The 22,651-nt window shown below is 61.9% G+C and carries 21 protein-coding genes; 12 read left to right on the top strand and 9 right to left on the bottom strand.

Translation table 11 applies throughout. The features are described 5' to 3' along the window. Positions 1-3: 3 nt before the first annotated feature. From AR689_RS14945 to AR689_RS14935, 3 genes are all read right to left on the bottom strand, one after another. Complete coding sequence (locus tag AR689_RS14945; RefSeq protein WP_062071381.1) at positions 4-1,542, bottom strand: ABC transporter substrate-binding protein; 1,539 nt, start codon at positions 1,540-1,542, stop codon at positions 4-6. A gap of 155 nt (positions 1,543-1,697) precedes the next feature. Further along, the gene (locus tag AR689_RS14940) at positions 1,698-2,705 is read right to left on the bottom strand and encodes a Gfo/Idh/MocA family protein (RefSeq protein WP_062071380.1); all 1,008 of its coding nucleotides are present in this window, start codon (positions 2,703-2,705) and stop codon (positions 1,698-1,700) included. 64 nt (positions 2,706-2,769) lie between these two features. Next, positions 2,770-3,615 carry a sugar phosphate isomerase/epimerase family protein gene (locus AR689_RS14935; protein ID WP_062071378.1) on the bottom strand — a complete coding sequence of 282 codons (846 nt, stop codon included), beginning with the start codon at positions 3,613-3,615 and terminating at the stop codon, positions 2,770-2,772. Between the two features lie 225 nt (positions 3,616-3,840). Between AR689_RS14935 and AR689_RS14930 the strand changes: the two genes are divergently transcribed. The 8 genes from AR689_RS14930 to AR689_RS14895 all read left to right on the top strand — a co-directional run bounded on the left by AR689_RS14930 (position 3,841) and on the right by AR689_RS14895 (position 10,549). Beyond that, positions 3,841-4,860, top strand: a complete 1,020-nt coding sequence (locus AR689_RS14930) for a LacI family DNA-binding transcriptional regulator (protein WP_062071377.1) — start codon at positions 3,841-3,843, stop codon at positions 4,858-4,860. A gap of 79 nt (positions 4,861-4,939) precedes the next feature. Further along, positions 4,940-5,761, top strand: a complete 822-nt coding sequence (nadE, locus tag AR689_RS14925; RefSeq protein WP_062071375.1) for an NAD(+) synthase — start codon at positions 4,940-4,942, stop codon at positions 5,759-5,761. A gap of 169 nt (positions 5,762-5,930) precedes the next feature. After that, positions 5,931-6,578 carry a PadR family transcriptional regulator gene (locus tag AR689_RS14920; protein ID WP_062071374.1) on the top strand — a complete coding sequence of 216 codons (648 nt, stop codon included), beginning with the start codon at positions 5,931-5,933 and terminating at the stop codon, positions 6,576-6,578. Positions 6,579-6,655: 77 nt separating this feature from the next. Beyond that, positions 6,656-7,414, top strand: a complete 759-nt coding sequence (locus AR689_RS14915; RefSeq protein ID WP_062071372.1) for a MerR family transcriptional regulator — start codon at positions 6,656-6,658, stop codon at positions 7,412-7,414. Positions 7,415-7,459: 45 nt separating this feature from the next. Then, entirely contained in the window at positions 7,460-8,047 is a 588-nt protein-coding gene (locus tag AR689_RS14910; protein ID WP_062071371.1) for a TetR/AcrR family transcriptional regulator, read from the top strand. Between the two features lie 88 nt (positions 8,048-8,135). Further along, on the top strand, positions 8,136-8,471 hold the full coding sequence (locus AR689_RS14905; RefSeq protein WP_062071369.1) for a hypothetical protein: 336 nt from the start codon (positions 8,136-8,138) through the stop codon (positions 8,469-8,471). Between the two features lie 11 nt (positions 8,472-8,482). After that, the gene (locus AR689_RS14900; protein ID WP_062071368.1) at positions 8,483-9,403 is read left to right on the top strand and encodes a hypothetical protein; all 921 of its coding nucleotides are present in this window, start codon (positions 8,483-8,485) and stop codon (positions 9,401-9,403) included. A 306-nt stretch (positions 9,404-9,709) separates the two neighbouring features. Then, the gene (locus tag AR689_RS14895; protein ID WP_231745539.1) at positions 9,710-10,549 is read left to right on the top strand and encodes a VanW family protein; all 840 of its coding nucleotides are present in this window, start codon (positions 9,710-9,712) and stop codon (positions 10,547-10,549) included. A gap of 77 nt (positions 10,550-10,626) precedes the next feature. On the opposite strand, the gene AR689_RS14890 is transcribed toward AR689_RS14895, so the two are convergent. The 5 genes from AR689_RS14890 to AR689_RS14870 form a co-directional block, all read right to left on the bottom strand. Next, on the bottom strand, positions 10,627-11,064 hold the full coding sequence (locus AR689_RS14890) for a hypothetical protein (RefSeq protein ID WP_062071365.1): 438 nt from the start codon (positions 11,062-11,064) through the stop codon (positions 10,627-10,629). 224 nt (positions 11,065-11,288) lie between these two features. Next, positions 11,289-11,621: a PadR family transcriptional regulator gene (locus AR689_RS23770; protein WP_062071363.1), complete on the bottom strand. Its 333-nt coding sequence runs from the start codon at positions 11,619-11,621 to the stop codon at positions 11,289-11,291. Positions 11,622-11,702: 81 nt separating this feature from the next. Further along, positions 11,703-11,975, bottom strand: coding sequence for a hypothetical protein (locus AR689_RS14880; protein WP_062071362.1), 273 nt, complete (start codon positions 11,973-11,975; stop codon positions 11,703-11,705). Positions 11,976-12,133: 158 nt separating this feature from the next. Then, on the bottom strand, positions 12,134-12,373 hold the full coding sequence (locus AR689_RS14875; RefSeq protein WP_062071361.1) for a hypothetical protein: 240 nt from the start codon (positions 12,371-12,373) through the stop codon (positions 12,134-12,136). Between the two features lie 607 nt (positions 12,374-12,980). Then, on the bottom strand, positions 12,981-14,567 hold the full coding sequence (locus AR689_RS14870) for a molybdopterin-dependent oxidoreductase (protein WP_062071360.1): 1,587 nt from the start codon (positions 14,565-14,567) through the stop codon (positions 12,981-12,983). 104 nt (positions 14,568-14,671) lie between these two features. Here AR689_RS14870 and AR689_RS14865 point away from each other — a divergent pair, with 104 nt between their 5' ends. From AR689_RS14865 to AR689_RS14855, 3 genes are all read left to right on the top strand, one after another. Further along, complete coding sequence (locus AR689_RS14865; RefSeq protein WP_062071358.1) at positions 14,672-16,183, top strand: aldehyde dehydrogenase family protein; 1,512 nt, start codon at positions 14,672-14,674, stop codon at positions 16,181-16,183. Continuing rightward, positions 16,184-17,836: a GMC family oxidoreductase gene (locus AR689_RS14860; RefSeq protein WP_062071357.1), complete on the top strand. Its 1,653-nt coding sequence runs from the start codon at positions 16,184-16,186 to the stop codon at positions 17,834-17,836. It abuts the gene before it with no gap. A gap of 145 nt (positions 17,837-17,981) precedes the next feature. Then, a complete protein-coding gene (locus AR689_RS14855; protein ID WP_062071356.1) occupies positions 17,982-19,574 on the top strand; it encodes an APC family permease in 1,593 nt (530 codons plus the stop codon). Here AR689_RS14855 and AR689_RS14850 read toward each other — a convergent pair. After that, positions 19,571-20,788: an acyl-CoA dehydrogenase family protein gene (locus AR689_RS14850; RefSeq protein ID WP_062071354.1), complete on the bottom strand. Its 1,218-nt coding sequence runs from the start codon at positions 20,786-20,788 to the stop codon at positions 19,571-19,573. The two genes, AR689_RS14855 and AR689_RS14850, sit on opposite strands and share 4 nt — an antisense overlap. Positions 20,789-20,922: 134 nt before the next feature. Between AR689_RS14850 and AR689_RS14845 the strand changes: the two genes are divergently transcribed. After that, on the top strand, positions 20,923-22,641 hold the full coding sequence (locus AR689_RS14845; RefSeq protein ID WP_062071353.1) for an AMP-binding protein: 1,719 nt from the start codon (positions 20,923-20,925) through the stop codon (positions 22,639-22,641). Positions 22,642-22,651: the final 10 nt, after the last annotated feature.

Here is a 22,651-nt window from a genome sequence, read left to right as displayed (position 1 = left end):
GTCCTACTTGGCGGGCGAGTAGTTGTAGATGGACGGAACGGCTTGCTGGATCTGCGGCGTGACGTTCACTTTGTCGTTGTGGTAGTACATCTGGTTCACGCGGAACAGCGGGGCGAACCAGGCTTGTTCCACCACGTATTTGTTGACTTCCTGGGCGAGCTTGCCGGCATCTGCACCACCGGTACGCACGGCCGCGATCTTGGCTTCAAGCTCAGGGGTGGTGGTCTTGAAGGGGTTGTACAGGGCCTTGGTGGAGACGATCTGGTCGATCGCTACAGTCGGCTGCCCTTGGAAGAGGTTGTAGAAGAGTGCCGGGTACTTCTGGGCGGCAACGTCCGAGGTGAAGGTGTTGGTGATGGCTGCGCCCGGGTTCAGGGTGATGCCCACATCGGCAAGCTGCTGCTTCATGACCGAGATCAGGGTTTCAGCACCGGGAAGTGTAGGAACGTCGATGCTGACCTTGCCCTCAAAGCCGGAGTCTTTCAGGAGCTGCTTGGCTTTCTCGGGATCGTAGCTGTAGTAGTTCTCCAGCTCCTCGCTCCATGCGCCGCTGTCCTTGCCAAACGGCTGCGAGGTGGGGGTGCCCTGGCCCAACATGACCTGATCCAGGATGGTCTTGCGGTCGAAGGCGTGGTTGATGGCCTGGCGGACCTTGACGTTGGCCAGGGCCGGGTTCTTGGTGCCGTCACGGTCCAGGAGGAGCAGCCCGGACCAGTCAACCTGGTTGGTTTCGAGCTTCATCTTGGCGCCTTCGGCCTGCTTGCCGTTCTTGGGGTCAAGGAGGGTGGCGTCAATCTGGCCGGAGACCAGCGCGTTGGTGCGGGCGGTGGGGTCCAGGAGGACCTTGAGGGTGAGCTTCTTGAACTTCTGGAGGTCCTTGTTCCAGTAGCCGTCACGTGCGTTGAAGACCGTCTGGGAATCCTTGACGGAGGCTGCTTTGTCCATCACGTACGGACCGGAGCCCACAGGGACTGTCTTGATGGCATCGGTGCCCAGGGCTGCGGGGCTTCCCATGAGGCCGGCTGCCTGGCTGAGGAAGTATTCCAGGGCCGGCTCCGGTGCGCTGAGGTTGATGTCGATGGTGTCGGCGTCCACCACGGCGATGTCGGACACTGAACCCAGCTGGGCCATCTGGGGGCCGTTGGCCTTCTTGAAGTGGTCCATGTTTGCTTTGGCCGCAGCGGCGTCAAACTTGGCTCCGTCGCTGAAGGTGACGTCGGTCCGGAGGTCAACGGTGAGCTTGGTGTTGGTGTCGTTGTACTTCCAGGCGGTTGCCAGCATGGGGCTGAGCTTGCCGTCCGGTTCGCGGAGGATCAGGGAGTCGTAGGCTGCCTGATAAGGCTGGAGTGCGTGGCCTACGTGAGCCTGGGCCGGGTCCCAGGAGGTGAGGTCCCTGAGGGTTCCCAGCGTGAGGGCCGTGACGGTTTTGGTGCCGGTAGAGGAACCAGTTCCGGCACCGGCATTCCCGCCGCCACAGGCGGTGAGCGCCAGAGAGGCGCTAAGTACGATGGCGGCTGCTGCCGCCTTGGGACCTAACTTCATTGTTGGCTCCTACTGAGTCTTAGCCTGATGCGAGTCAGAGCTTGAGCGTGTGGCCTGCGCCACACTTTTCTTGGGTGTGAGATTTACAGTACGTACTTTGCGAGGTTTTGGCAACCGATTGTCAATAGTTTCTAAGATTGTTGCCAAGAGGATGCTTAACCCACCCGGCCAGCCATGTCCGGGTAGCTTTGCGCGTAAATATCCTTGATGATCTTCAAGGATTTTGCGGCCTCGGCAGGGTTGATCCAGAACGGCCCGGCGTCCTGCAGCTTGGTGTAGAAATCCGCAATCAGAAGCTCGTGGGACACGCCCCAGTAGGACCTGCCACCACTGTCAGCAACCCTTTCCGGAATGATGTCCACCGTGCCGTCGGCATAACTCACCGTGAGGTCTCCCCGCAGGCTGAGCGTCGCTTTCTCCGTGACGATGTCCAAGGTCACCGGCGCATTCACGGCGTTGGCCAGCGTTGCGTAGAAGACGCTGCGCGCACCATTGACGTGTTCCGCAACGAACTCAGCAGTGTCTTCCACCTCGATCACCCCGCCCAAGGAACGGGTGGACGCGCGGCCTTCCACCTTGGCAACATCGCCCACCAGCCACTGCAGCAGGTCCACGGTGTGGATGGCCTGGTTCATCATCAGACCACCACCGCCCTCGGCCCAGGTGCCGCGCCATGGGCGGTTGCGGTAGTAGCTTCCATCCCGGTGCCACATGACGGTGGCCGAGGCGCCGATCACCTGACCCAGCGTGCCGCCGTCGAGCAGTTCATGCATGGCTTGCGACGTCGCGTTGTAGCGGTTCTGGAAACAGACGGCGATTTTCGCGTCGCTTCGCTCCGCCACCTCAATCAACCGCCGCCCCTCCGCCGCCGTATGGGCCAGCGGCTTCTCCACGATCACATGGACGCCCCGCTCCAAACAGTCAGCGGCCACCGAAGCGTGGAGATGATGCGGCGTACAAATATGCACGACGTCGGGACGCACCTCCTGGAGCATGTCCAGGTAGTCCGCGTAGCCGGGGACGCCGTGGGCGGCTTCCGCCGCCTTCAGCCTTTCCGGATCCGTATCGCAGACCGCCACCAACTCGGCATGGTCCATGGTGGCCAGGGCCGCAAAGTGGATGGTCGAGATGTCGCCGCAACCAATAATTGCTGCTGTTGGCATACCTGCTCCTTTGAAGGTTAATGCTGGGTGAAGGTTCGTGCCGGGTTGTCTGGGTGCCGCGCTTTTAGACCAGGTCCACGCCGTTCTTGGTGGCGAGGCCGGCAAAGGCGCGGGCTGCGATTCCGAAAGCAACCGGGCCGGAGTATCCGCCGAGCTCGTGGGCGCTGGCCAGGTGCGGTTCCAGTGAGGCGAAGCCGCTGTAGCCGTCGGCAGCGAGGGCACTGATGGTGGCATCCAGTTCACCGTCGCCCTCGCCGGAGGGAACCACTTCACCGGTAGTGGCGATGGCATCCTTAACCTGCAGGTACTCAAGGTATGGGCGCAGGATGGCATATCCCTCGGTGTAGGGCTTGACGCCTACCTGGACGAAGTTGGCGTTGTCCCATGCCACCCGGAGCGCCGGCGAGTTGACCGTCTCCATGATGTCCAGGACGCGGTCCGGAGTATCGCCGTAGATGCCCTTCTCGTTTTCATGCAGCAGAATCACGTCGTTGGCAGCGGCTTCAGCAGCCAGGGCGGACATGCGCTCCATGACGGAGTCGCGAATGTCCTCCTGGCTCTGCTCCTCGCCGCGGTAGAAGGAGAAGATGCGGACATACTTGGTGTCCAGGGCCTTCGCGACGGAGATGATCTGGCGCAGCCGGGTCACCTCATGCTCCACGGGCAGGCTGACGTCCACTTTGCCAATGGGGCTGGCAACAGCCGAAACTTTGAGGCCCTTCTCGTCCAGGATGGTTTTGAGCCGCAGCACAGCGTCGTGCTCGAGTTCTGAAACGTTGGTACCCCACGCGCTGCGGACTTCAATGTGGCTCGCACCGAGGGCCAGCAGCACGGCGGCCTGGACGGCGGGATCGGGGTCTACTTCGTCGCCGAAACCGGACAGGCTCCACACGGCACTGGGTTGAGTCACAAAATCTCCTTGGTAGTCCTGCTGCGGCACACGAGGGGCGCGGTGACGCAGTTCACAGGCGGGGCTTGTTCCTCGAGTTTAGCCATCTTGGCACGCATTTGACAACCGATTGCCAATCGCTGCCATCCTGTGGCATTCTTAGTCGACGGTGTGGCAGCAGTCACAGCCGGATGATGAGTCGTTCCGGGAGGAACGCCCATGTTTGCTGTTCAGAGAGGAACGCCCATGGCGACGCAACCCATGGCAACAGGCCGGCCTGCCACCATCCACGACATCGCAGCGCTGTGCGGCGTGGCAGCGTCCACCGTTTCGAGGGCCCTCACCAATCCGGAGCGCGTCAATATCCGCACCCGCGAGCGGATCCAGGCCGCCGCCGTCGAACTCAATTACACGCCCAACTCCCAGGCGAAAGCACTGAGCTCCGGCAAGACAGGTGCCGTGGGCGTCCTGGTTCCGGATATCACCAACCCGTTCTATTTCGACCTCATCAGGGGAACGCAGCTTCAACTGAAGGCGGCCGGTTACACTCAGTTACTGGTTGACACCGAGGAATCGGACGAGGTGGAGGCCAGCACGCTGGAGCAACTGCGCAAGAGTGCCGACGGCGTGATTGTGGCGGCGTCCCGCCTCAATGATGAAGCACTGGCCGCGGCAGCCGCCCGTATGCCCATGGTCACCGTGAACCGTGACGTCGACGGCGTTCCAGCTGTCATCATCGACACCCCCTCAGCCATGCCACAGGCTTTGGACCACCTGATTTCCCTGGGCCACACCTCCGTTGCCTACGTTTCCGGTCCCGCCGTTTCGCAGTCCAGCGCCCGGCGTTGGATCGCCCTCTCAGAAGCCGCCGAAGAGCGCGGAGTGGATGTCCGCAGAATCGGGCCGTTCGCCCCCAAAACCCAGTCCGGCGCCGCCGCAGCAGATGCCGCCGTACACAGCGGAGTCACTGCGTGCATCGTCTTCAATGACCTCATTGCCATCGGCATGCTGCAACGGCTCCGCGAACGTGGCCTGAGGGTGCCGGAGGACATGAGCATCGTGGGCTGTGACGACATCTTTGGGGCGGACTTCTGCAATCCACCGCTTACCACCATGAGCTCGCCCATTGAGCAGGCGGGACGTGTGGCCGTGTCCATGTTGCTGGCCCAGCTGAATCCCCTCGCCGGCGGCGGGAACCGCAACCGCTCCGTCATGCCCACCCACCTCACCGTCCGCGGCTCCACAGGTCCGGTGCCTTCAACGTAGCTGACACATGGGCTGACATGTGGGCTGGAAGCAGGCAACATGGTTGAGCCTTTGTGACCATGCTGACTAGTGTTGGATCATGCGCGAACTCCAGGCCAAGATCATTGAAGAAATGGGCGTCCAGCCCCGGATCAACCCCGCAGAGGAGGTCCGCAAACGCGTCGCTTTCCTGAAGGATTACCTGAAGGCGACGCACACCAAGGGATTCGTTCTAGGTATCTCCGGCGGCATAGATTCCTCGCTGGCAGGCCGCCTCGCCCAGTTGGCCGTTGAGGAATTGGAAGCCGAGGGCGTGGACGCAAACTTTGTTGCCGTCCGCCTCCCCTACGGCATCCAGCACGATGAAGACGACGCCCAGGCAGCCCTGGACTTCATCAAGGCCAAGACCGAGTGGACCTACAACATCTCCCAAGCCGTGGACGGCTTCGAGGAGGAGTTCGAGAAGACCACCGGCGCCCCCATCTCCGATTTCCATAAGGGCAACACCAAAGCACGCGCACGCATGATCGCCCAGTACGCACTGGCCGGCGAACACAATTACCTGGTGATCGGAACGGACCACGGCGCCGAGTCCGTCACCGGGTTCTTCACGAAGTTCGGCGACGGCGGCGCGGACATCCTGCCGCTGTTCGGCCTGAACAAGCGCCAGAACCGCGCACTCCTGGCAGAGCTGGGCGCACCTTCACGGGTTTGGGAGAAGGTTCCCACCGCCGACCTCCTGGACAACAAGCCCGGCCGTACCGACGAAGACGAGCTCGGTATCACCTACGACACCATCGACGACTACCTTGAAGGCCGCGACGTCCCCGAGGACGCGGCAGATCTGCTGGAACAGAAGTACCTGCGCACGCGTCACAAGCGCACCGTTCCGGTCACCATCTTCGATACCTGGTGGAAATAGCTACGTCGCGTTAGACCATTCACGACGGCGGGTGCCGGCTTCCCTACGGAAGCTGCCACCCGCCGTCGTGCTTTAAGAAACCTCTTGACGTCCCGATAGTTACCGATATATCGTTAACTATCGCCGATACTCCTTTGGCGAACCATTCAACCGAAAGGACGATGCTGTTATGAAAGGCATCAACGAACACGACAACACTTTTCCCGAGCATGGTCACGGACACCCCGAGCACGGGCACGGCCGAGGCCGCTTCAACCGGGGCAAGGGCCGGCGCGGACCGGGCGGCCACGGCGGAGGCGGATTCGGTCCGGGCTTTGGTCCAGGATTCGGTCCCGGCTTCGGCCCCGGATTTGGGCCCAGGGGCTTCGGCCCCGGCGGGTCGCGCAGGGCCAACCGCGGCGACGTCCGCGCCGCGATTCTCTCGCTCCTGGCCGAAGCCCCGTCCAACGGCTACGGCCTGATCAAGACCATCGCCGAGAAGACGTCCGGCGCCTGGCGTCCCAGCCCCGGCTCGGTCTACCCCACGCTGCAGCAGCTGGTGGATGAGGAACTCATCGTGGCTGTTGGCGAAGGACGCCGCACCGAGTTCACGCTCACCGACGACGGCAAGGCGTACATCGCCGAGCATGAAGAGGAACTGGCCAACGCCTGGAACACCGAGGCTGACGGAACCGGCGCCGCATTCCACCAAAGCGTCGGCAAGCTCATGGGCGTCATCCACCAGTTCCGCGCAGCAGCCACTGAGGAACAGCGTCAGGCCGCCATTGAGAAACTGGACGAAACGCGCCGGGCGCTCTACCTGATCCTGGCCGACTAAGTGCTTGCCACCATCCCCTTGACCTTGACGTAACGTCAACCTCTACTGTCGAAGAACAAGCACAGGACGGAGGACGTATGGACTGGTCAATTCAAGAGATCGCCAAGATCGCAGGCACCACCAGCCGCACGCTGCGTCACTACGACGACATCGGGTTGCTGAAACCAAGCCGGACCGGTCATAACGGCTACCGCTACTATGACGGTCCGGCTCTGGTTCAGCTGCAGCGAATCCTCCTGCTCCGGGAACTGGGGCTCGGCCTTCCGGCCATCGCCGACGTTCTTGACCGCGAGACCGATACCGTCAAAGCGCTGAGCAGCCATCTGGAATGGCTCGCCCAGGAGCAGGACAGGCTGACCCGGCAGATCGCCTCCGTTCGGCAGACCATCGACACAATGAAAGGGGATGGAAAGTACATGGCACAGAACATGTTTGACGGCTTCGACCACACTCAGTACAAGGACGAGGTGGAGGAGCGCTGGGGCAAGGATGCCTACGCCGCCAGTGATTCCTGGTGGCGCGGAATGAGCGCCGAAAAAAAGCAGCAGTGGAAGGACCGCGTCCAGAAACTGGGCACGGACTGGATCGTCGCCGCACAATCCGGGGTTTCACCGGACAGCGCTGAAGCGCAGGATCTCGCGCAGCGCCACGTTGAGTGGCTTCGCGGCATCCCGGGAACCCCGACGGCGGTACCTGGCGGAGACATCAAGGGTTACGTCACAGGACTCGGCGAAATGTACGTTGCAGATCCGCGGTTCGCTGCCAATTACGGCGGAGAACCCGGGGCGGCGTTCGTCAGGGATGCCCTGCGGGTTTACGCAGAAAAGTACCTGTAGAGAGCTCAGGATGCGCTGATCAGGGTTAGGCAATAGTCTGGCCGGATGGGTACAAGCACCGTGAAATCCGGCGAACAGGTTGACAGGCAGAAACGCATTCTCGATGCCGCCTTGGAACTGCTGTCCCGCCACGGAATTTCGGGCATCAACATGCGCGCTGTGGCGCGTGAAGCCGGCGTCGCCCTGGGGCTTGTGAACTACTACTACGCGGACAAATCGAGCCTGATCCGCGCGGTGCTCCACCAGATCGAAGAGCACGACCTCCTGCTGGTGGAACCCAAAGCTACCTCAACACCGGACGAACAACTCCGGGAGTCCCTTCGGCGCGTTGCGGATCCGGGACTCCTGACCACACCGTACCTATCGCTCCGACTTCATTTGTGGGCCCTCGCCCAGGCGGATGAGGACTTTGCACGCATCAATGCCGCAGCCTTTGAAAGATATCTTCAGGGGCTTGCGGCCTTGATCGGCAACGCCGTTCCCGGGCTGTCCCCTGAGGAATGCCGGGACCGGGCGGCAGACGTGGTTGTGGTGCAGAACGGCATGTGGCTCACCACGCTGCTGGGCATCGACAAGGCGGCCATCCAGCGCGGCATTGCCCGCACGGAAGAGATCGCTTTCGCCTCTCGCTGAGCACACCACGTGGGTAGTTCGCCCCATAGCGCGAGGACCAGGTGTGCCCGAATATCAAGGGACTACCTAACCGACCCGGGGGAACATCATGAAGATTGCTCAGAAAATTCTTGCTGCCAGCGCTGCCCTTGCCTTCATGGGAGGGGCGTTGCTCACGGCTCAACCTGCGTTGGCTAACGATGGCTATGCCAACTGCAACGTCTGGATCCACTACGAATACAGTGTGGGAGGCACTTGCAATTCCGATGCGCCGGGCACTGAGTATCAGGTTGCGGGCAAGTGCCGTCACGTCCCCACCGGCCATGAGGCTATCGTGACCGGGCCCTGGAGGTGGCAGATGCCTGCCTCGCAAGGCTTCAACACCTCCTACGCTAACTGCCCGGCAGGCACCAGGGCCGTTCAGGTTTGGCGCAACGTGCGATGAGGAGTCCCCACATGAAACTCACCACGAAACTCTTCGGCGGCCTCGCCGCATGCGCACTGGCGCTCTCCGGCTCCGCTCCCGCCTTCGCTGCCACTGCTTACCCCACTCCCACGCTGACGCCCGCCGACTGCTTTGGCGGCCTGCTGAGCGTCGAACCGAACGGAAATCTCGGTGCAGTCTTCCTTAGCGGCGGCAAGCTCCGCTGGGAGAACAACAGCTGGTCCTCGCCCGTCCCGTTCGATGCGACGTACCTGACGCAGACCGGCGGATTAGGGGACGAGACCTTCGGCAAGTTCTCCTACTTCGGCACCTCCTCGGACGGCAAAGCGAAGTTCTACAACCAGCGGCAGGACCTCCAGTCGGACGGCACCTGGAAGCACTCCATCGACGGACCGATCACCACTATTGGTAACGGGTGGTTCCAGAAGTCCATCACCACCGCCTACAGCGGAACGGCCGACGTCCGGGGCCAGCAGTTCATTTTCCGGCTCACCAGCGGCGGCGAACTCTACCGCTACACCCTCGACACGAACGCCCGAACCATCACCGGCACGGTCAAAGTATTCGGCGGTGGAGCCTCCATCACATCCATCGGCTCGGCGCCTTCAATCGCGATCAACGGCAAGCCCGCTGCCGTGTTGATGGCTACGCTCACCACCGGCGAACTGCGACAGTACATCATCCCGGACGCCACACCCACCCAGTGGAGCTCCAAGACCATCCGCCCGGCTGCGGGGAATGGTTGGCAGAACTTCACGGCCATCACCGCCAGGAACTGCGATAGCAAGGGGCAGATAGTGCTGGGCTACATCAAGCAGCGCTTGGTCGCCGCCTACTACGACCCCACCGGATTGACCGCCAATGACAAGGACCTCGGCGGCGGAGCCTCCTCCATGCCCGCGATGCCTGAAGGCACCCGGGTGTTCGGCTAACGCTACTCACTGACGGGAGTAGGAAGCCGACGACGGCGGCAGCACCCGCCGTCGTCGGCATTCAGCCGTGGCGCTGTCCTTGATCCCTCACCGAACTTGGTGCACGGGTCCAACCAAGGCATGAGTGAGGCAAGTGGTCGCGCTTTTGTGTGATTCGCCAAAGCCGGGGTTGTCACGGTTTTGGGGTTTAATCCAACGTCTGAAAAAATACGTTTGACGCCGAGATTTCCGGGCGTCGGGCTGCCCGGTTCCGGGCTCGTTATTGGGGAAGCATTGGCACGAAAGCTGTTCTGCGAAGTATCGCCCTTGACCTACCGTCTCTCGGTTCAGCGCATGATCATCACGCGCAAGGCCAAGGACTTCTTCTCTTCCACCGCCTTTGCCAGGCAACGCCCTCACGAGGTCTTGCCGGAGGTGGTTTATCGCCACAATTCACTGATCAGGCGGAAGCTGGGCAATGTCGACCTGCACCTGCAGGAAAACAAAGCCGTCAGCCTTGGGATCGCGGCACCTCTGATCAACTCCATGGTCATCCGCCCGGGAGAGACTTTTTCATTCTGGAAACTGGTGGGCAGCTGCACGGAAGCCAAAGGCTACCGCGAGGGACTGGTCATCAACCACGGCCGGGCGGACTCGGGCATCGGCGGAGGGCTGTGCCAGTTCACCAATCTGCTGCATTGGATGGTCCTGCACAGCGAACTGACAGTGGTCGAACACCACCACCACGGGGATCTGGACTTATTCCCGGACTTCAACCGACAGATCCCCTTCGGGTCGGGGACCTCGATCATTTACAACTACCTGGACTACAGGGTGCGCAACGATACGGACCAGGCCTACCAATTCCTTGTCACCACCACCGAAGAGCACTTGTGTGGCGAATTGCGCGCCGAACGCGTTCCCACGGTGAAGTTTCACATCCGCGAAGAAGACGCCTACTTCCACGAAGCAGACGGAAACGTCTACCGCCACAACAAAGTGGTTCGCCTGACCCGCGACAAGCGAACAGGACTCGTAACGTCCAAAGAACAGATCATCGAGAACAACGCCCTCGTTGTCTACGACCGGTCCCTGATCAACGCCCCCATCCTCCCAGAGCGTCCGAGTCCGGAAACGGACGAACTCCTCACAGCGGCAACCGCCTAAAGGCGCACGCTAATGACCCCTCCACGGTAGACGGACGGGAATGGCCCGCTCCTCAGGTGGATGCGAGCATCTGGCTATCATCCGACGGTTTTCGAGCCGTCTTCGTGTGTATAAATGACCCGGCCCTTCTCGTCCACAGGGAAGCTGTCAATCATTTTTCCTGTGGCGGTATCGATGATCACCACAGAACTGACGGGCCATGCGGGGTCCGCGACTACGGCGTAATCGGAGTCATCTGCTGTCAGCTGCTGGCCAGCGTCATACTTCGCCCGGTTGAAGTAGTCCACGACAGTTCCTGTGTTCGTGTTCACTGCCACTATCTCCGGCGGACCTGCCGGGGTGCCATCAAGGTGCGTTGAGTTCCACCAACCCTCGTAGCCTGCGATCTTGGCTTCAGCCATCGCAGCCTTCAACTGCGCGCCGTCAGTGGGCCGGTTGCCTGCACTGGTTTGAATGCCACCAACAACAGCAGCCAACACTGCGGCCGCGCCAAGTGCACCTAGTACCAGTTTCATATTTTCCCCCTTGGTAATCCGTGACAGGAAGATGCCGCCACGATGTTTTAGCTCGTAAAACCGGGATGCCACTGACGAACATGCGGCCCCCAACAGCAGCGCAGAAGTTGATATCCCCATCCCTGGACCGTCACGGAGATCTGCGCGCCACTGTTCCTCCCGGACAGACCGATACCGTGCAGGCGTCAGCGCTAAACAAGCAGCAAGGATTGCCTCTTGGCGTCTCATGCCTCACTCCATGCACTCTCAGTGAAAGCAGGCGACGGGCGCGTGCTCGGTGTATTTTTCGACTTTTGAGCCCTGACAAACTCCTGAGCCAGAGGACGCGCCTCAGCCAACAACCGGTAATAACGCCGGCGAGGCCCCTTACGTTCTTCTGTTACCTCCCATTCCCCCTGGATCCAGCCAGCGGCCTCAAGACGTTCCAAAATGGGATACACCGTACCGGGCTTCTTACCCGTATCTTTGACGATCTGAAGCCCCCAGACACTCTCCGCCGACAACAGGGCTTCGAGGACAAGCGCAGTGGCAGGCGTGACCCGCCCCAAGTTCTCCATGGCACTAATCTAGCTATATAGATATAGGAGTCAAGTCAGTCCACACCAACAGCACGGAACGGGATCCTTCACCGCGCACACTTAGCCCCTATCAAGCAAAATTGCTCTAAGTTCTCCTGCGCGAGAAGCCATGGCCCGGCGCTGGCCTCCGGTGAACCTTCTCACCTGTAGGTCGATGACCGCCCGGCTGCTCACGGCTCCGATGCCCAACAGTTGACCCACACGAAGGATTGCTTCATCCACTGTCTCTGAATCGTCAACCACCTGGAACACTTCATCGCGTCGGTCCATTGCCTGCAAAAGGGCCTCAAGTGTTGCTAACTCGTCTCTCGCATGTCGCTCATCCTCACTCATGCCGCGATTCTTGCACGGCCAGAGGTCTTGGAAAATTTTCGTCCAGTTTGAGGATCCTTTACCGGACATCCGTTCCTAACAAGGAAGGAGTGCTCGCTCGACGCACCAGCACCAGCCCTCGCTCCTGCATGGTCTTCCTCATGGTTACCACACACGGGTCAAGATGGGCTCGGGTCCACGAGACGGCTTCGAGCCTCAGCCAGCAGCAAGGCGTAGTCCTCTGAGAATGGCTGTATCAGTAGCGATTCGAGCGAAGATTCAATGTCCCACAAAATGCGCCGCTCGGCTGGGTCAGCAAAATCAACATCCTTGCGTTCGTTGAATCGGGCCAGCCAGTCAAAGAGCACCAGTGCCTCGTCTTCGCTGAGTTCGATGCCTATTTGCCCGGCGTTACTCACTCCATCCCCTCCTCGCTACGTCACTTGAATTTCTCTATTTCGTCCTCCACGTCAGACAACCCACGCGTAGCCATGAATGCTCTGAAGTCCCAAAAAGCCTTCAAATTGGGTTCAATTCCTATGGCCCAAACCGCGTCGCATTCATTACAGTGCTGAAAGAGATCGCCGGTCTTTACAATTCGATATGGTTTGACCCAGTCTTGCCCGCACCTTGGGCATACGATGTCGTCCCTCACGGCGATAGGAACGCTGTGACTACATCGGGTGTCCCGAGTTCGATGAAGATCCTGTCATCTGTTCCGAGGCCTGCGGCGCTTCGCTTTCGCATTGCAACAACATACCTGCATGCACGGGTAGCGCAAGCTAGGGCCAGGCCTCCATGGGCCAGCTTCTGGCCACAATGCTTAGAGTGCCCGTAAGCCGGTCCTCCACCGGCCGCCAAGCAGTCCCAAATAGCGCTAAGCAAAACTCGCGTCATTCTGCGGAACCAGAATTCCCGTAAGACCCGCCCGCAAAACTGCCCTAAACGCTACACAGTTTCCGGTCCAACTTACGGAAGTGTGGAACACCCTCGGCGGGAGGACCCAGGTCGAGCCAGGCTGAACAGTTACTCCACCGTCACTGCCACGGACTGCCAGCCCGAGGCACCGTCCGGTACAGGGTCGGCGCGCTTGTCCGTCTGGACTTCGCCGGTGCTATCGGTGGCGCGGGCCTTGACGTAGTGCATGCCGGGTGTGGCGTCCCATTCGTAGGACCACTGGCGCCATGTGATGGTGGATGCTTCGGTGGAGAGGGTTGCTTCCACCCAGTCGCCGTCGTCGATCTGTACTTCCACCTTGGTGATTCCGCGGGTCTGCGCCCATGCGGTGCCACCCACGGCCACCTTCCCTGCCTTCAATTTCGCGAAGGACCCAGGCACGTCCACGCGTGCCATGGTCTTGATGGGGCCGCGCTCTGACCAGCCGCGTTCTGTCCAGTAAGCCTTGCTGTCGGCGAAGCGGGTGACTTCCAGGTCCACCACCCACTTGGTGGCGGAGACGAATCCGTAGAGTCCCGGAACCACCATCCGCACAGGGTATCCGTGCTCTATGGGAAGGGGCTCACCGTTCATGCCGATGGCCAGCATGGCATCGCGGTCATCCTGCAGGACCTCCAGCGGGGTGGAGGCACTGAAGCCGTCAATGGAAGTTGAGAGCACCATGTCCGCGCCTTCCTTCGGTTTGGCCATGGCCAGGACTTCGCGGATGGGCATGCCCAGCCATTTGGCGTTTCCGGCGAGCTTTCCGCCCACCGGGTTGGAGACGCAGGTGAGGGTGACGTGCGATTCGATCAGATCGGCGTCGAGCAGGTCCTGGAAGGTGAGGGTTACTTCCTTCTCAACCATTCCGTGCACCCGCAGTACCCAGTCTTCGACGTTGATTTCCGGGACGCTCAGGGCGGTGTCAATGCGGTAGAACTCGTTGTTCGGCGTCAGCCACGAGGAGACTCCTGCCACCGGGGACTGGACGCCGGCTGGAACAGGGGGCGCAGCCTTGACGGGCGACGGCAGCGTGAGGGCATCACGGGCCTGAGCTATGTTGTTGCGCGCAGCTCCGAGCAGCCGCCCACCGGTCGCCGCGATTCCGGCAGCTACCGCGGTGATACCGGCAGCAGCGAAGAAACGACGGCGGCTGGTGCCGGCGCCCCCAACTTGGGTATCGGCGTCGGCCGCTACGTCAGCGGGGGTTTCCGGCCACGCCTTCATCCGCCACAACGGCAGCATGAGACGGCGCAGGACGATCAGACCGGCGATGGTTCCCAGCACTGAGGGGATGGCGTCGGCGGGCCCCACACCGGCACGGGTCAGTACGGCTGCCACAATCACCGCGCCCATGAAGAGCACGCCCAGGACGCCAAGTGCCCACTTCTTGTAGGCCACAACGCCCAGAACGCAGGCCAGTACGGCGATGGTGACGCCCATTCCTACGAACAGCGCGGCTTTGTCGTTGGTGCCGAATGTGGCGATCGCAAAGTCCTTCATCCACGACGGCGTGAAGTCGATGAAGGTGGATCCCAGCGCGAACACCGGGGTCGCCCTGGCGGTGAAGAATGCGCCGATCAGCTCGGCAACGGCGAGCACGACGGCGGCCGACACCACGCCTGCCAGCGCTGCCATGGTTTCGGGGCCTTTGGTCCGGAGTCCGAGCTTTTTCATGTCAGTGATTCGTAGCGGGCGGGTGCGGGGATGGGTACGTCACTTTGAACATTTGTTCATAAATTTCCTTGAACGGATGTTCAAAGTGCACTAGCCTGCTTCGTATGACCCAAGCCACATTTTCCGATTCCGCCTCCACCCTTTTCATCAACGGCGCGTGGGAACCGGCCGCGTCCGGTGCGGTGCGCGAGATCCGCAACCCGGCCGACGGAGAACTGGTCGCCACCGTCTCCGAAGCCGGCCGCGAGGACGCCGAGCGAGCCATTTCCGCAGCCCGCGCAGCCTTCGATTCCGGTGTTTGGGCAAACGTCCCCGCTCCTGAGCGCGGCGCTTTCCTACTCAAGGTCGCCGCGGAACTGCGCGAACGCCGGGAAAAGTTCGCCCGCGCCGAATCCTTGGACACCGGCAAGCGAATCATCGAAAGCCGCATCGACATTGATGACATCGCCGCCTGCTTCGAATACTTCGGAAGGCTCGCCGGGCAGTCGGCGGGCCGAGTGGTGGACGCCGGGGACCCCGCCGTCGTGAGCAAAATCGTCTACGAACCCGTGGGCGTCTGCGGACTGATCACACCGTGGAACTACCCCCTGCTGCAGGCCGCCTGGAAGATCGCGCCCGCGCTGGCCGCCGGCTGCACTTTCGTCCTGAAACCTGCCGAGCTGACCCCGTCCACCGCGATCCTCACCATGCAATTGCTGAAGGACCTGGGCCTCCCGGACGGTGTCGCCAACCTGGTGACCGGGCCCGGCGCACAAGCGGGAGCACCCCTTTCGGAGCACCCGGACATCGATCTGGTCTCCTTCACCGGCGGCCTGGAAACCGGCAAGCGCATCGCCGCCGCCGCAGCCGGCACCGTGAAAAAGGTGGCGCTGGAATTGGGCGGCAAGAACCCCAACGTCGTGTTCGCTGACGCTGACTTCGACGCCGCCGTCGACAATGCGCTGAACGGCGCCTTTGTGCACTCGGGCCAGGTCTGCTCCGCCGGTGCGCGCCTGGTGGTGGAGGAATCCATCGCCGAGCGCTTCGTGGACGAACTGGTCCGCAAGGCACAGGGCATCCGTATCGGCGGCCCGTTCGATGAGTCCGCCGAAACCGGACCGCTGATTTCCGCCGCACACCGGGAGAAGGTAGACGCTTACGTTCAGCGTGGCGTGGCCGAAGGCGCGCGGCTGCGGTGCGGCGGCGCGGCCCCTGACGGTGAAGCCTTCGACGCCGGTTTCTACTACCAGCCGACCGTTCTGGACCGCGTGACCCGGGGAATGTCGGTAGTGATCGACGAAGCCTTTGGCCCGGTAGTAACAGTGGAAACGTTCCGCACGGAAGACGAAGCCGTGGCCACCGCCAACGACACCATCTACGGACTGGCGGGCGCGGTCTGGACCCAGGACGCCGGCAAAGCCCAGCGCGTTGCGGGCCGTTTGCGCCACGGCACGGTGTGGATCAACGACTACCACCCCTACCTTCCGCAGGCCGAGTGGGGCGGCTTCGGGCAGTCCGGCGTTGGCCGCGAGCTCGGCCCCACCGGCCTCGGTGAGTACCAGGAAGCCAAGCACATCTACCAGAACACCAGCCCGCAGGTCACCGGCTGGTTCGCAGACCACGGCAAGGAGAACTAGATGCACGTCGACACCATTGATAACCTCAGCGAGCGCGGGTTCGATTACGTCGTCATTGGCGGCGGGTCTGCTGGAGCTGCCGTCGCTGCCCGGCTGAGCGAGGACCCCGCCATCACCGTGGCGTTGGTGGAAGCCGGCCCGGATGACCGCAACCTGCCCGAGATCCTGCAACTGGACCGGTGGATGGAACTGCTGGAATCGGGGTACGACTGGGACTACCCGGTGGAACCGCAGGAAAACGGCAACTCGTTCATGCGCCATGCCCGCGCCAAGGTCATGGGTGGCTGCTCCAGCCACAACTCCTGTATCGCGTTCTGGGCTCCCCGCGAAGACCTGGACGAGTGGGAGTCAAAGTACGGCGCCACCGGCTGGAACGCTGCCGCCGCCTGGCCCTTGTACCAGCGCTTGGAAAGCAACGAGGACGCCGGCCCGGACGCTCCGCATCACGGCCATGATGGTCCGGTGCACTTGATGAACGTTCCCCCGAAAGATCCCGCCGGCGTCGCGCTCCTCAACGCCTGCGAACAGACCGGCATCCCCCGGGCAAAGTTCAATGACGGCACCACCGTGATCAACGGCGCCAACTTCTTCCAGATCAACCGCCGCTCGGACGGGACACGTTCGTCCAGTTCGGTCTCCTACATCCACCCCATCGTTGATCGCGAAAACTTCACGCTGCTGACCGGCTTGCGGGCCCGCCAACTGGTGTTCGACGCGGACAAGCGCTGCACCGGCGTCGACGTCGTTGACTCGGCCTTCGGCCGTACGCACAGGCTGAACGCGCGCCGCGAGGTCATCCTGTCCACGGGCGCCATCGACTCCCCTAAACTCCTCATGCTCTCCGGCATAGGCCCGGCCGCGCACCTTGAGCAGCATGGCATCGAGGTCCTGGTGGATTCTCCCGGCGTCGGCGAGCACCTGCAGGACCATCCGGAGGGCGTGGTGCAGTTCGAAGCGAAGCAGCCCATGGTGCAGTCGTCCACCCAGTGGTGGGAAATCGGTATCTTCACTCCCACCGAAGAGGGCCTGGACCGCCCGGATCTGATGATGCACTACGGCTCCGTACCCTTCGACATGAACACCCTGCGCTACGGTTACCCCACCACGGAGAACGGCTTCAGCCTCACTCCGAACGTGACGCACGCGCGCTCCCGCGGGACCGTTCGCCTGCGCAGCCGGGACTTCCGCGACAAGCCCATGGTGGACCCCCGCTACTTCACCGATCCGGAGGGGCACGACATGCGCGTCATGGTGGCCGGCATCCGCAAGGCCCGGGAAATCGCGGCGCAGCCGGCCATGGCCGAGTGGACCGGACGGGAACTCTCCCCCGGCATCGAGGCACAAACCGACGAGGAGCTTCAGGACTACATCCGCAAAACACACAACACCGTCTACCACCCCGTTGGCACCGTTCGCATGGGAGCTGCGGACGACGACATGTCTCCCCTTGATCCCGAACTGCGCGTCAAGGGCGTCACAGGATTGCGCGTGGCGGACGCCTCCGTCATGCCGGAACACGTCACCGTGAACCCCAACATCACCGTGATGATGATCGGCGAGCGCTGTGCGGACCTCATCAAGGCCCACCTCAGTGCCAGCCGGGCGGAAGAAACCACGACGACGGAGGCGGACTTCAGCTTCTCCCACGCCTGAACAGGCACCCTGCTTTTAGACCCACGCAACAAAAAATGGGGGAAACGGCCGTAGGCACACCGTGGTGCCCGGCTTTTGATATCCACTGCGTCCAATGGCGGCCGCGGGCTATCACCATTCATGCATGTCTGAATTAGGAGTTCGAATGTTAGAACCCAGCAAAACAGGACCCTGCAAGAGCGATGCAAGCGGCATGGACGAGTTTGGCTATGCCCAAACCCTTGACCGCAGCATCGGAAAGTTTGCCAGCTTCGCCGCCGGCGTCAGTTACATCTCCATCCTCACCGGCGTTTTTCAACTGTTTTACTTCGGATTTTCGACGGCGGGACCCGCCTATGCGTGGTCGTGGCCCATCGTTTTTGTTGGCCAGCTCATGGTTGCCCTGTGTTTTGCGGAACTGGCCGGCCGCTATCCCGTAGCGGGATCGGTCTATAACTGGGCCAAGAGGCTCTCCACCGGAACGTGGGCCTGGTTGGCGGGCTGGTTGCTGCTGCTCTCCTCCATCATGGCTTTGGGTTCTGTTGCCCTGGCCCTCCAAATAACCCTGCCGCAGATCTGGAGCGGCTTCCAACTGGTGGGCGACGGCACGGGTCCTTACGACTTTGCCGTCAACGGGGTCCTCCTGGCCAGCATCATGATCGGCATTTCCACTCTCATCAACGCGTTCGGCGTGAAACTCATGACCATGATTAACAGCGTGGGCGTGTTCGTGGAACTGGTTGCTGCCGTCCTGCTCATTGCGGCGCTTATTTGGCATTCCGTGCGTGGACCCGAAGTCCTCCTGGATACCGCTGGCTTCGGCGAAGAGCATCCGCTGGGCTTCTTTGGAGTGTTCCTCATTGCCGCCATGGCTTCCGGTTACGTCATGTACGGATTCGATACCGCCAGTTCCTTGGGTGAAGAAACCAAGGACCCCAAGAAGACGGCTCCCAGGGCGATCCTGCGCGCCGTCACGGCATCCTTCCTCCTGGGAGGGCTGCTCCTCCTGGGCGGAATCCTGGCCGCACCGGATCTTTCCGATCCCAAGCTCGGAGCCGCTGATGGCGGGTTGCAGTACATTGTGCTTTCGGTGCTGGGTGGCCCCTTCGGCAAGGCTTTCCTCGCGTGCATCGTGGTAGCTGTTGTGGTGTGTACTTTGGCCGTCCACGCAGCAGCCATCCGGATGATGTTTGCCATGGCCAGGGACAACAACCTTCCCTTCAGCCGCCAGCTCAGCAAAGTGCACCCCACCCGCAAAACCCCCACCGTGGCCGCAATCGTCATTGGCGTCGTGGCTGTTATTCCGCTGATCGTCAACATCTCCCAGCCGGCCATCTTCACCATCCTCTCCAGCATCAGCATCGTCCTGATCTACCTGTCCTACCTGCTGGTGACCGTGCCCATGCTGCGGCGCCGGTTCCTCAAGAAGTGGCCCCTGAAGGACGATGGATCCGAACCGGGATTCAGCCTCGGCAAATGGGGGCTCCCCGTCAACATCCTGGCCGTGCTGTGGGGCGGTGCCATGACCCTGAACCTGGTGTGGCCGCGGCCTGAGATTTACAACTCGGTGCCACCGTTCGAGTGGTACCTGCAATGGGGCGGCGTCATTTTCGTTGCGGCAGTAGTCATTGGCGGAACGCTCCTCTACCGTCTCCGAATCAGGCACCACACCGGAGTCCTGGCCGAGCACGCGGCCCTTGCTACGCCTCCGGATCCGGACCCGGCCCAGGAAGACCCCGCCCAAGCAGTCAGGACCTAGACGAACGCCGATTTTCCCGTCACCGCGCGGGCCACGATCATGGAGTTGATCTCGTAGCTGCCCTCGTAGGTGTAGAGGATTTCGGCGTCGCCAAAGAGCTTGGCCATCTCGTAGTCCGTGGTGATGCCGTTCCCGCCCAGCAAGGAACGGCCCATCGCCACGGATGAGCGGGCCAGCCGGGTAGTGGTGGCCTTGCACATGGCGGCCTGCACCATTTCGAGTTTCCCGGCCTGCTGGATCCGGGCAAGCTCCACCATCATGGACAGCGAAGCGTTGGCATTGCCAAGAATGTCGGCAAGCTGCTGCTGGACGAGCTGGAAGCGTGCCAGTTCCTTGCCGAACTGTTTGCGCTCCAACGCGTAGGAACGGGCAATATCAAAGGCCGCCAATTGAATCCCTGCGGCCTGCCATCCCACCCAGGCCCGGGAATCGCGCAAAAGATCGTTGGCGCGGGAGAACTCCGTGGCGCCGGGCAGGAGGTTCTCCAAAGGAATGCGGACCTCGTCCAAGACGATGTCCGCATTCTGCATGATGCGAAGGCCGATCTTGTTCGAAATCTTGGTGGCCGTGTACCCGGGGCGGTCGGTCTCCACAATGAAGCCCTTGATGTGCCCGTCGGACTCGTCCCGGGCCCAGACCAACGCGAAGTCGGCAATCGTCCCAGCCCCAATCCACCGCTTGGCACCGCTGATGACCCATTCGCCGCCGTCGCGCCGCGCCGTCGTCGAGAGTCCTCCGGCGATGTCGGAACCGTGGTCCGGTTCGGTGAGCGCAAAGGCTCCCAGGTGGGTAAAAGCCTCCAGGCCGGGCAGCCACTTGCGCTTCTGCTCCGGCGAGCCGAGCTCATCAATCATGCCGACAATGAGCTCATTGTGGATGCCCACCAGCGCGGACAGCGACACGTCCGCGCGGGCCACCTCGGTGTACATGAGGCCCTTGAACAGCTTTGAGGAACCATCCGTTTGAAGCCCACCCAGCCCGAACTTGGCCATGTCAGCCAGCAGCCCGAACGGGAACTCCTCCCGGTTCCAGTACTCAATGCTCGCTGCCCGGATGCGTGTTTGCAGGAATTCCCTGGTCTCGAGGTACCTCGTGCGCTCCTCTGATGGGAGCAGGTCAATGACGTGCATCAAGTCCGCCTCCGGGTAAGGAGGCAGGACGCGTTCTGATGCCGCACCGTTGGTAACGGTGCCGGCAGCTTTTTCGTCGAGCATTAGACCCCTTCGTCATGTCCCGCATGGGCTCTTCCAAACCCTTGGATGTCCTAGTATATTGCAAGGTGATGTGGATCACTAGGCGGGATGCTTCGGCGAAGGTGCCAGGGAATTCCGAAGGCGAAAGGCGGACTATGACAGTCACAGACGACTTCCGTGCGGCCCGGGACAGGCTGCTGGAACTGCGCGAAGACTACAAACTGGCCCATGCCGAGTTCCAATGGCCACGCTTTGAGGAATTCAACTTCGCCCTCGACTGGTTCGACCACATCGCAGCAGACGAGACCAGAGGCAACAAGCCCGCCCTGGTGATCGTGGAACAGGACGGCAGCTCCACCCGCCGGACGTTCAAGGAACTCTCGGAACGCTCCTCCCAGCTCGCCAACTGGCTCCGGGAACAAGGAGTGGCCCGCGGCGACCACATGATCATCATGCTCGGCAACCAGGTTGAACTGTGGGAACTCATGCTGGCGGGCATCAAACTGGGCATCGTCATGATCCCCACCACCACCCTCATGGGGGCCCGTGATCTTCAGGACCGCGTGGAGCGCGGCGCGGCCAAGTGGGTGGCTGTCGGAAGCGCCAACATCGGCAAGTTCGCCGACGTCGAGGGCGGGTACACGCTGATCGAAATTGGCTCCGACCGAACCGCCGCAGAGGCACAACAGTACGCAGATTCGTACGACGCCGGCACGGACTTCACGCCCGACGCTCCCACTCGCGCCGACGAGACACTGCTCCTCTACTTCACCTCCGGCACCACCTCCCGCGCCAAACTGGTGGAGCACACCCACACCTCCTACCCCGTAGGCCACTTGTCCACCATGTACTGGATAGGTCTGGAACCAGGAGACGTCCACCTCAACGTCGCCTCCCCCGGCTGGGCGAAGCACGCTTGGTCCAACGTCTTCACACCATGGATCGCCGAAGCCACCGTCTTCATCTACAACTACGAACGCTTCGACGCCTCCGCCCTCATGAACCAAATGGGCCGCGAAGGCGTCACGAGTTTTTGTGCCCCACCCACCGTCTGGCGCATGCTCATCCAAGCCGACCTCACGCAACTCACCCACCCTCCACGCAAAGTGGTCTCTGCCGGCGAACCACTCAACGCCGAGGTCATCGGCCACGTGGAAAAGGCCTGGGGCGTCACCATCCGGGACGGCTTCGGCCAAACGGAATCCACAGTCCAGATCGCCAACACACCAACCCAGCCGGTGAAGATCGGCTCCATGGGGCGGCCGCTCCCCGGATACGACGTGGTTCTGGTGGACCCGGTCACCGGGAACGAAGCCGACGACGGCGAACTCTGCTTACGCTTGAACCCCCGGCCCGTGGGACTCATGAAGAGCTACTTCGGCGACGAAGCCAAGACGGCCGAGGCTTTCCGCGATGGCTACTATCACACCGGCGACATGGCGAGCCGGGACTCCGACGGCGTCATCACCTACGTCGGCCGGGATGACGACGTCTTCAAGTCCTCCGACTACCGCTTGTCACCTTTCGAACTCGAAAGCGTCCTGATCGAACACCCCGCAGTGGCGGAAGCCGCCGTCGTGCCTTCGCCTGACGCTGTGAAACTGTCGGTGCCCAAAGCGTTTGTGGTGTTGGCTGCGGGCTATGAAGCCGGACCGGCGGTAGCCGAGGACATTCTTCGCTACTGCCGGGAGCATTTGGCGCCGTTCAAACGGATCCGGCGGCTGGAATTCGGCGAGCTGCCCAAGACGATTTCCGGCAAAATCAGGCGCGTGGAGCTACGCGGGACCGAAGTAGCCAGGCACGGCGACGGTCCGCTGCCCTCCGGGTTGGGTGTGGAGTACACCGAGGAAGAGTTCCCGAATCTGAAAGACTAGCCACCCGAAC

Origin of the sequence: Arthrobacter sp. EpRS71, from assembly GCF_001512285.1 — a bacterium.
GTDB lineage: Bacteria > Actinomycetota > Actinomycetes > Actinomycetales > Micrococcaceae > Arthrobacter.
Note: the sequence above shows the minus strand (reverse complement) of the source record. Positions and strands in the feature narration are given on the sequence as shown.

Excerpts from the sequence above, each read along its gene's own strand:
- AR689_RS14945 (WP_062071381.1), bottom strand. The coding sequence starts at position 1,542 with ATGAAGTTAGGTCCCAAGGCGGCAGCAGCCGCCATCGTACTTAGCGCC.
- AR689_RS14940 (WP_062071380.1), bottom strand. The coding sequence starts at position 2,705 with ATGCCAACAGCAGCAATTATTGGTTGCGGCGACATCTCGACCATCCAC.
- AR689_RS14930 (WP_062071377.1), top strand. The coding sequence starts at position 3,841 with ATGGCGACGCAACCCATGGCAACAGGCCGGCCTGCCACCATCCACGAC.
- nadE (WP_062071375.1), top strand. The coding sequence starts at position 4,940 with ATGCGCGAACTCCAGGCCAAGATCATTGAAGAAATGGGCGTCCAGCCC.
- AR689_RS14920 (WP_062071374.1), top strand. The coding sequence starts at position 5,931 with ATGAAAGGCATCAACGAACACGACAACACTTTTCCCGAGCATGGTCAC.
- AR689_RS14915 (WP_062071372.1), top strand. The coding sequence starts at position 6,656 with ATGGACTGGTCAATTCAAGAGATCGCCAAGATCGCAGGCACCACCAGC.
- AR689_RS14910 (WP_062071371.1), top strand. The coding sequence starts at position 7,460 with ATGGGTACAAGCACCGTGAAATCCGGCGAACAGGTTGACAGGCAGAAA.
- AR689_RS14905 (WP_062071369.1), top strand. The coding sequence starts at position 8,136 with ATGAAGATTGCTCAGAAAATTCTTGCTGCCAGCGCTGCCCTTGCCTTC.
- AR689_RS14900 (WP_062071368.1), top strand. The coding sequence starts at position 8,483 with ATGAAACTCACCACGAAACTCTTCGGCGGCCTCGCCGCATGCGCACTG.
- AR689_RS14890 (WP_062071365.1), bottom strand. The coding sequence starts at position 11,064 with ATGAAACTGGTACTAGGTGCACTTGGCGCGGCCGCAGTGTTGGCTGCT.
- AR689_RS23770 (WP_062071363.1), bottom strand. The coding sequence starts at position 11,621 with ATGGAGAACTTGGGGCGGGTCACGCCTGCCACTGCGCTTGTCCTCGAA.
- AR689_RS14880 (WP_062071362.1), bottom strand. The coding sequence starts at position 11,975 with ATGAGTGAGGATGAGCGACATGCGAGAGACGAGTTAGCAACACTTGAG.
- AR689_RS14870 (WP_062071360.1), bottom strand. The coding sequence starts at position 14,567 with ATGAAAAAGCTCGGACTCCGGACCAAAGGCCCCGAAACCATGGCAGCG.
- AR689_RS14865 (WP_062071358.1), top strand. The coding sequence starts at position 14,672 with ATGACCCAAGCCACATTTTCCGATTCCGCCTCCACCCTTTTCATCAAC.
- AR689_RS14860 (WP_062071357.1), top strand. The coding sequence starts at position 16,184 with ATGCACGTCGACACCATTGATAACCTCAGCGAGCGCGGGTTCGATTAC.
- AR689_RS14855 (WP_062071356.1), top strand. The coding sequence starts at position 17,982 with ATGTTAGAACCCAGCAAAACAGGACCCTGCAAGAGCGATGCAAGCGGC.
- AR689_RS14850 (WP_062071354.1), bottom strand. The coding sequence starts at position 20,788 with ATGCTCGACGAAAAAGCTGCCGGCACCGTTACCAACGGTGCGGCATCA.
- AR689_RS14845 (WP_062071353.1), top strand. The coding sequence starts at position 20,923 with ATGACAGTCACAGACGACTTCCGTGCGGCCCGGGACAGGCTGCTGGAA.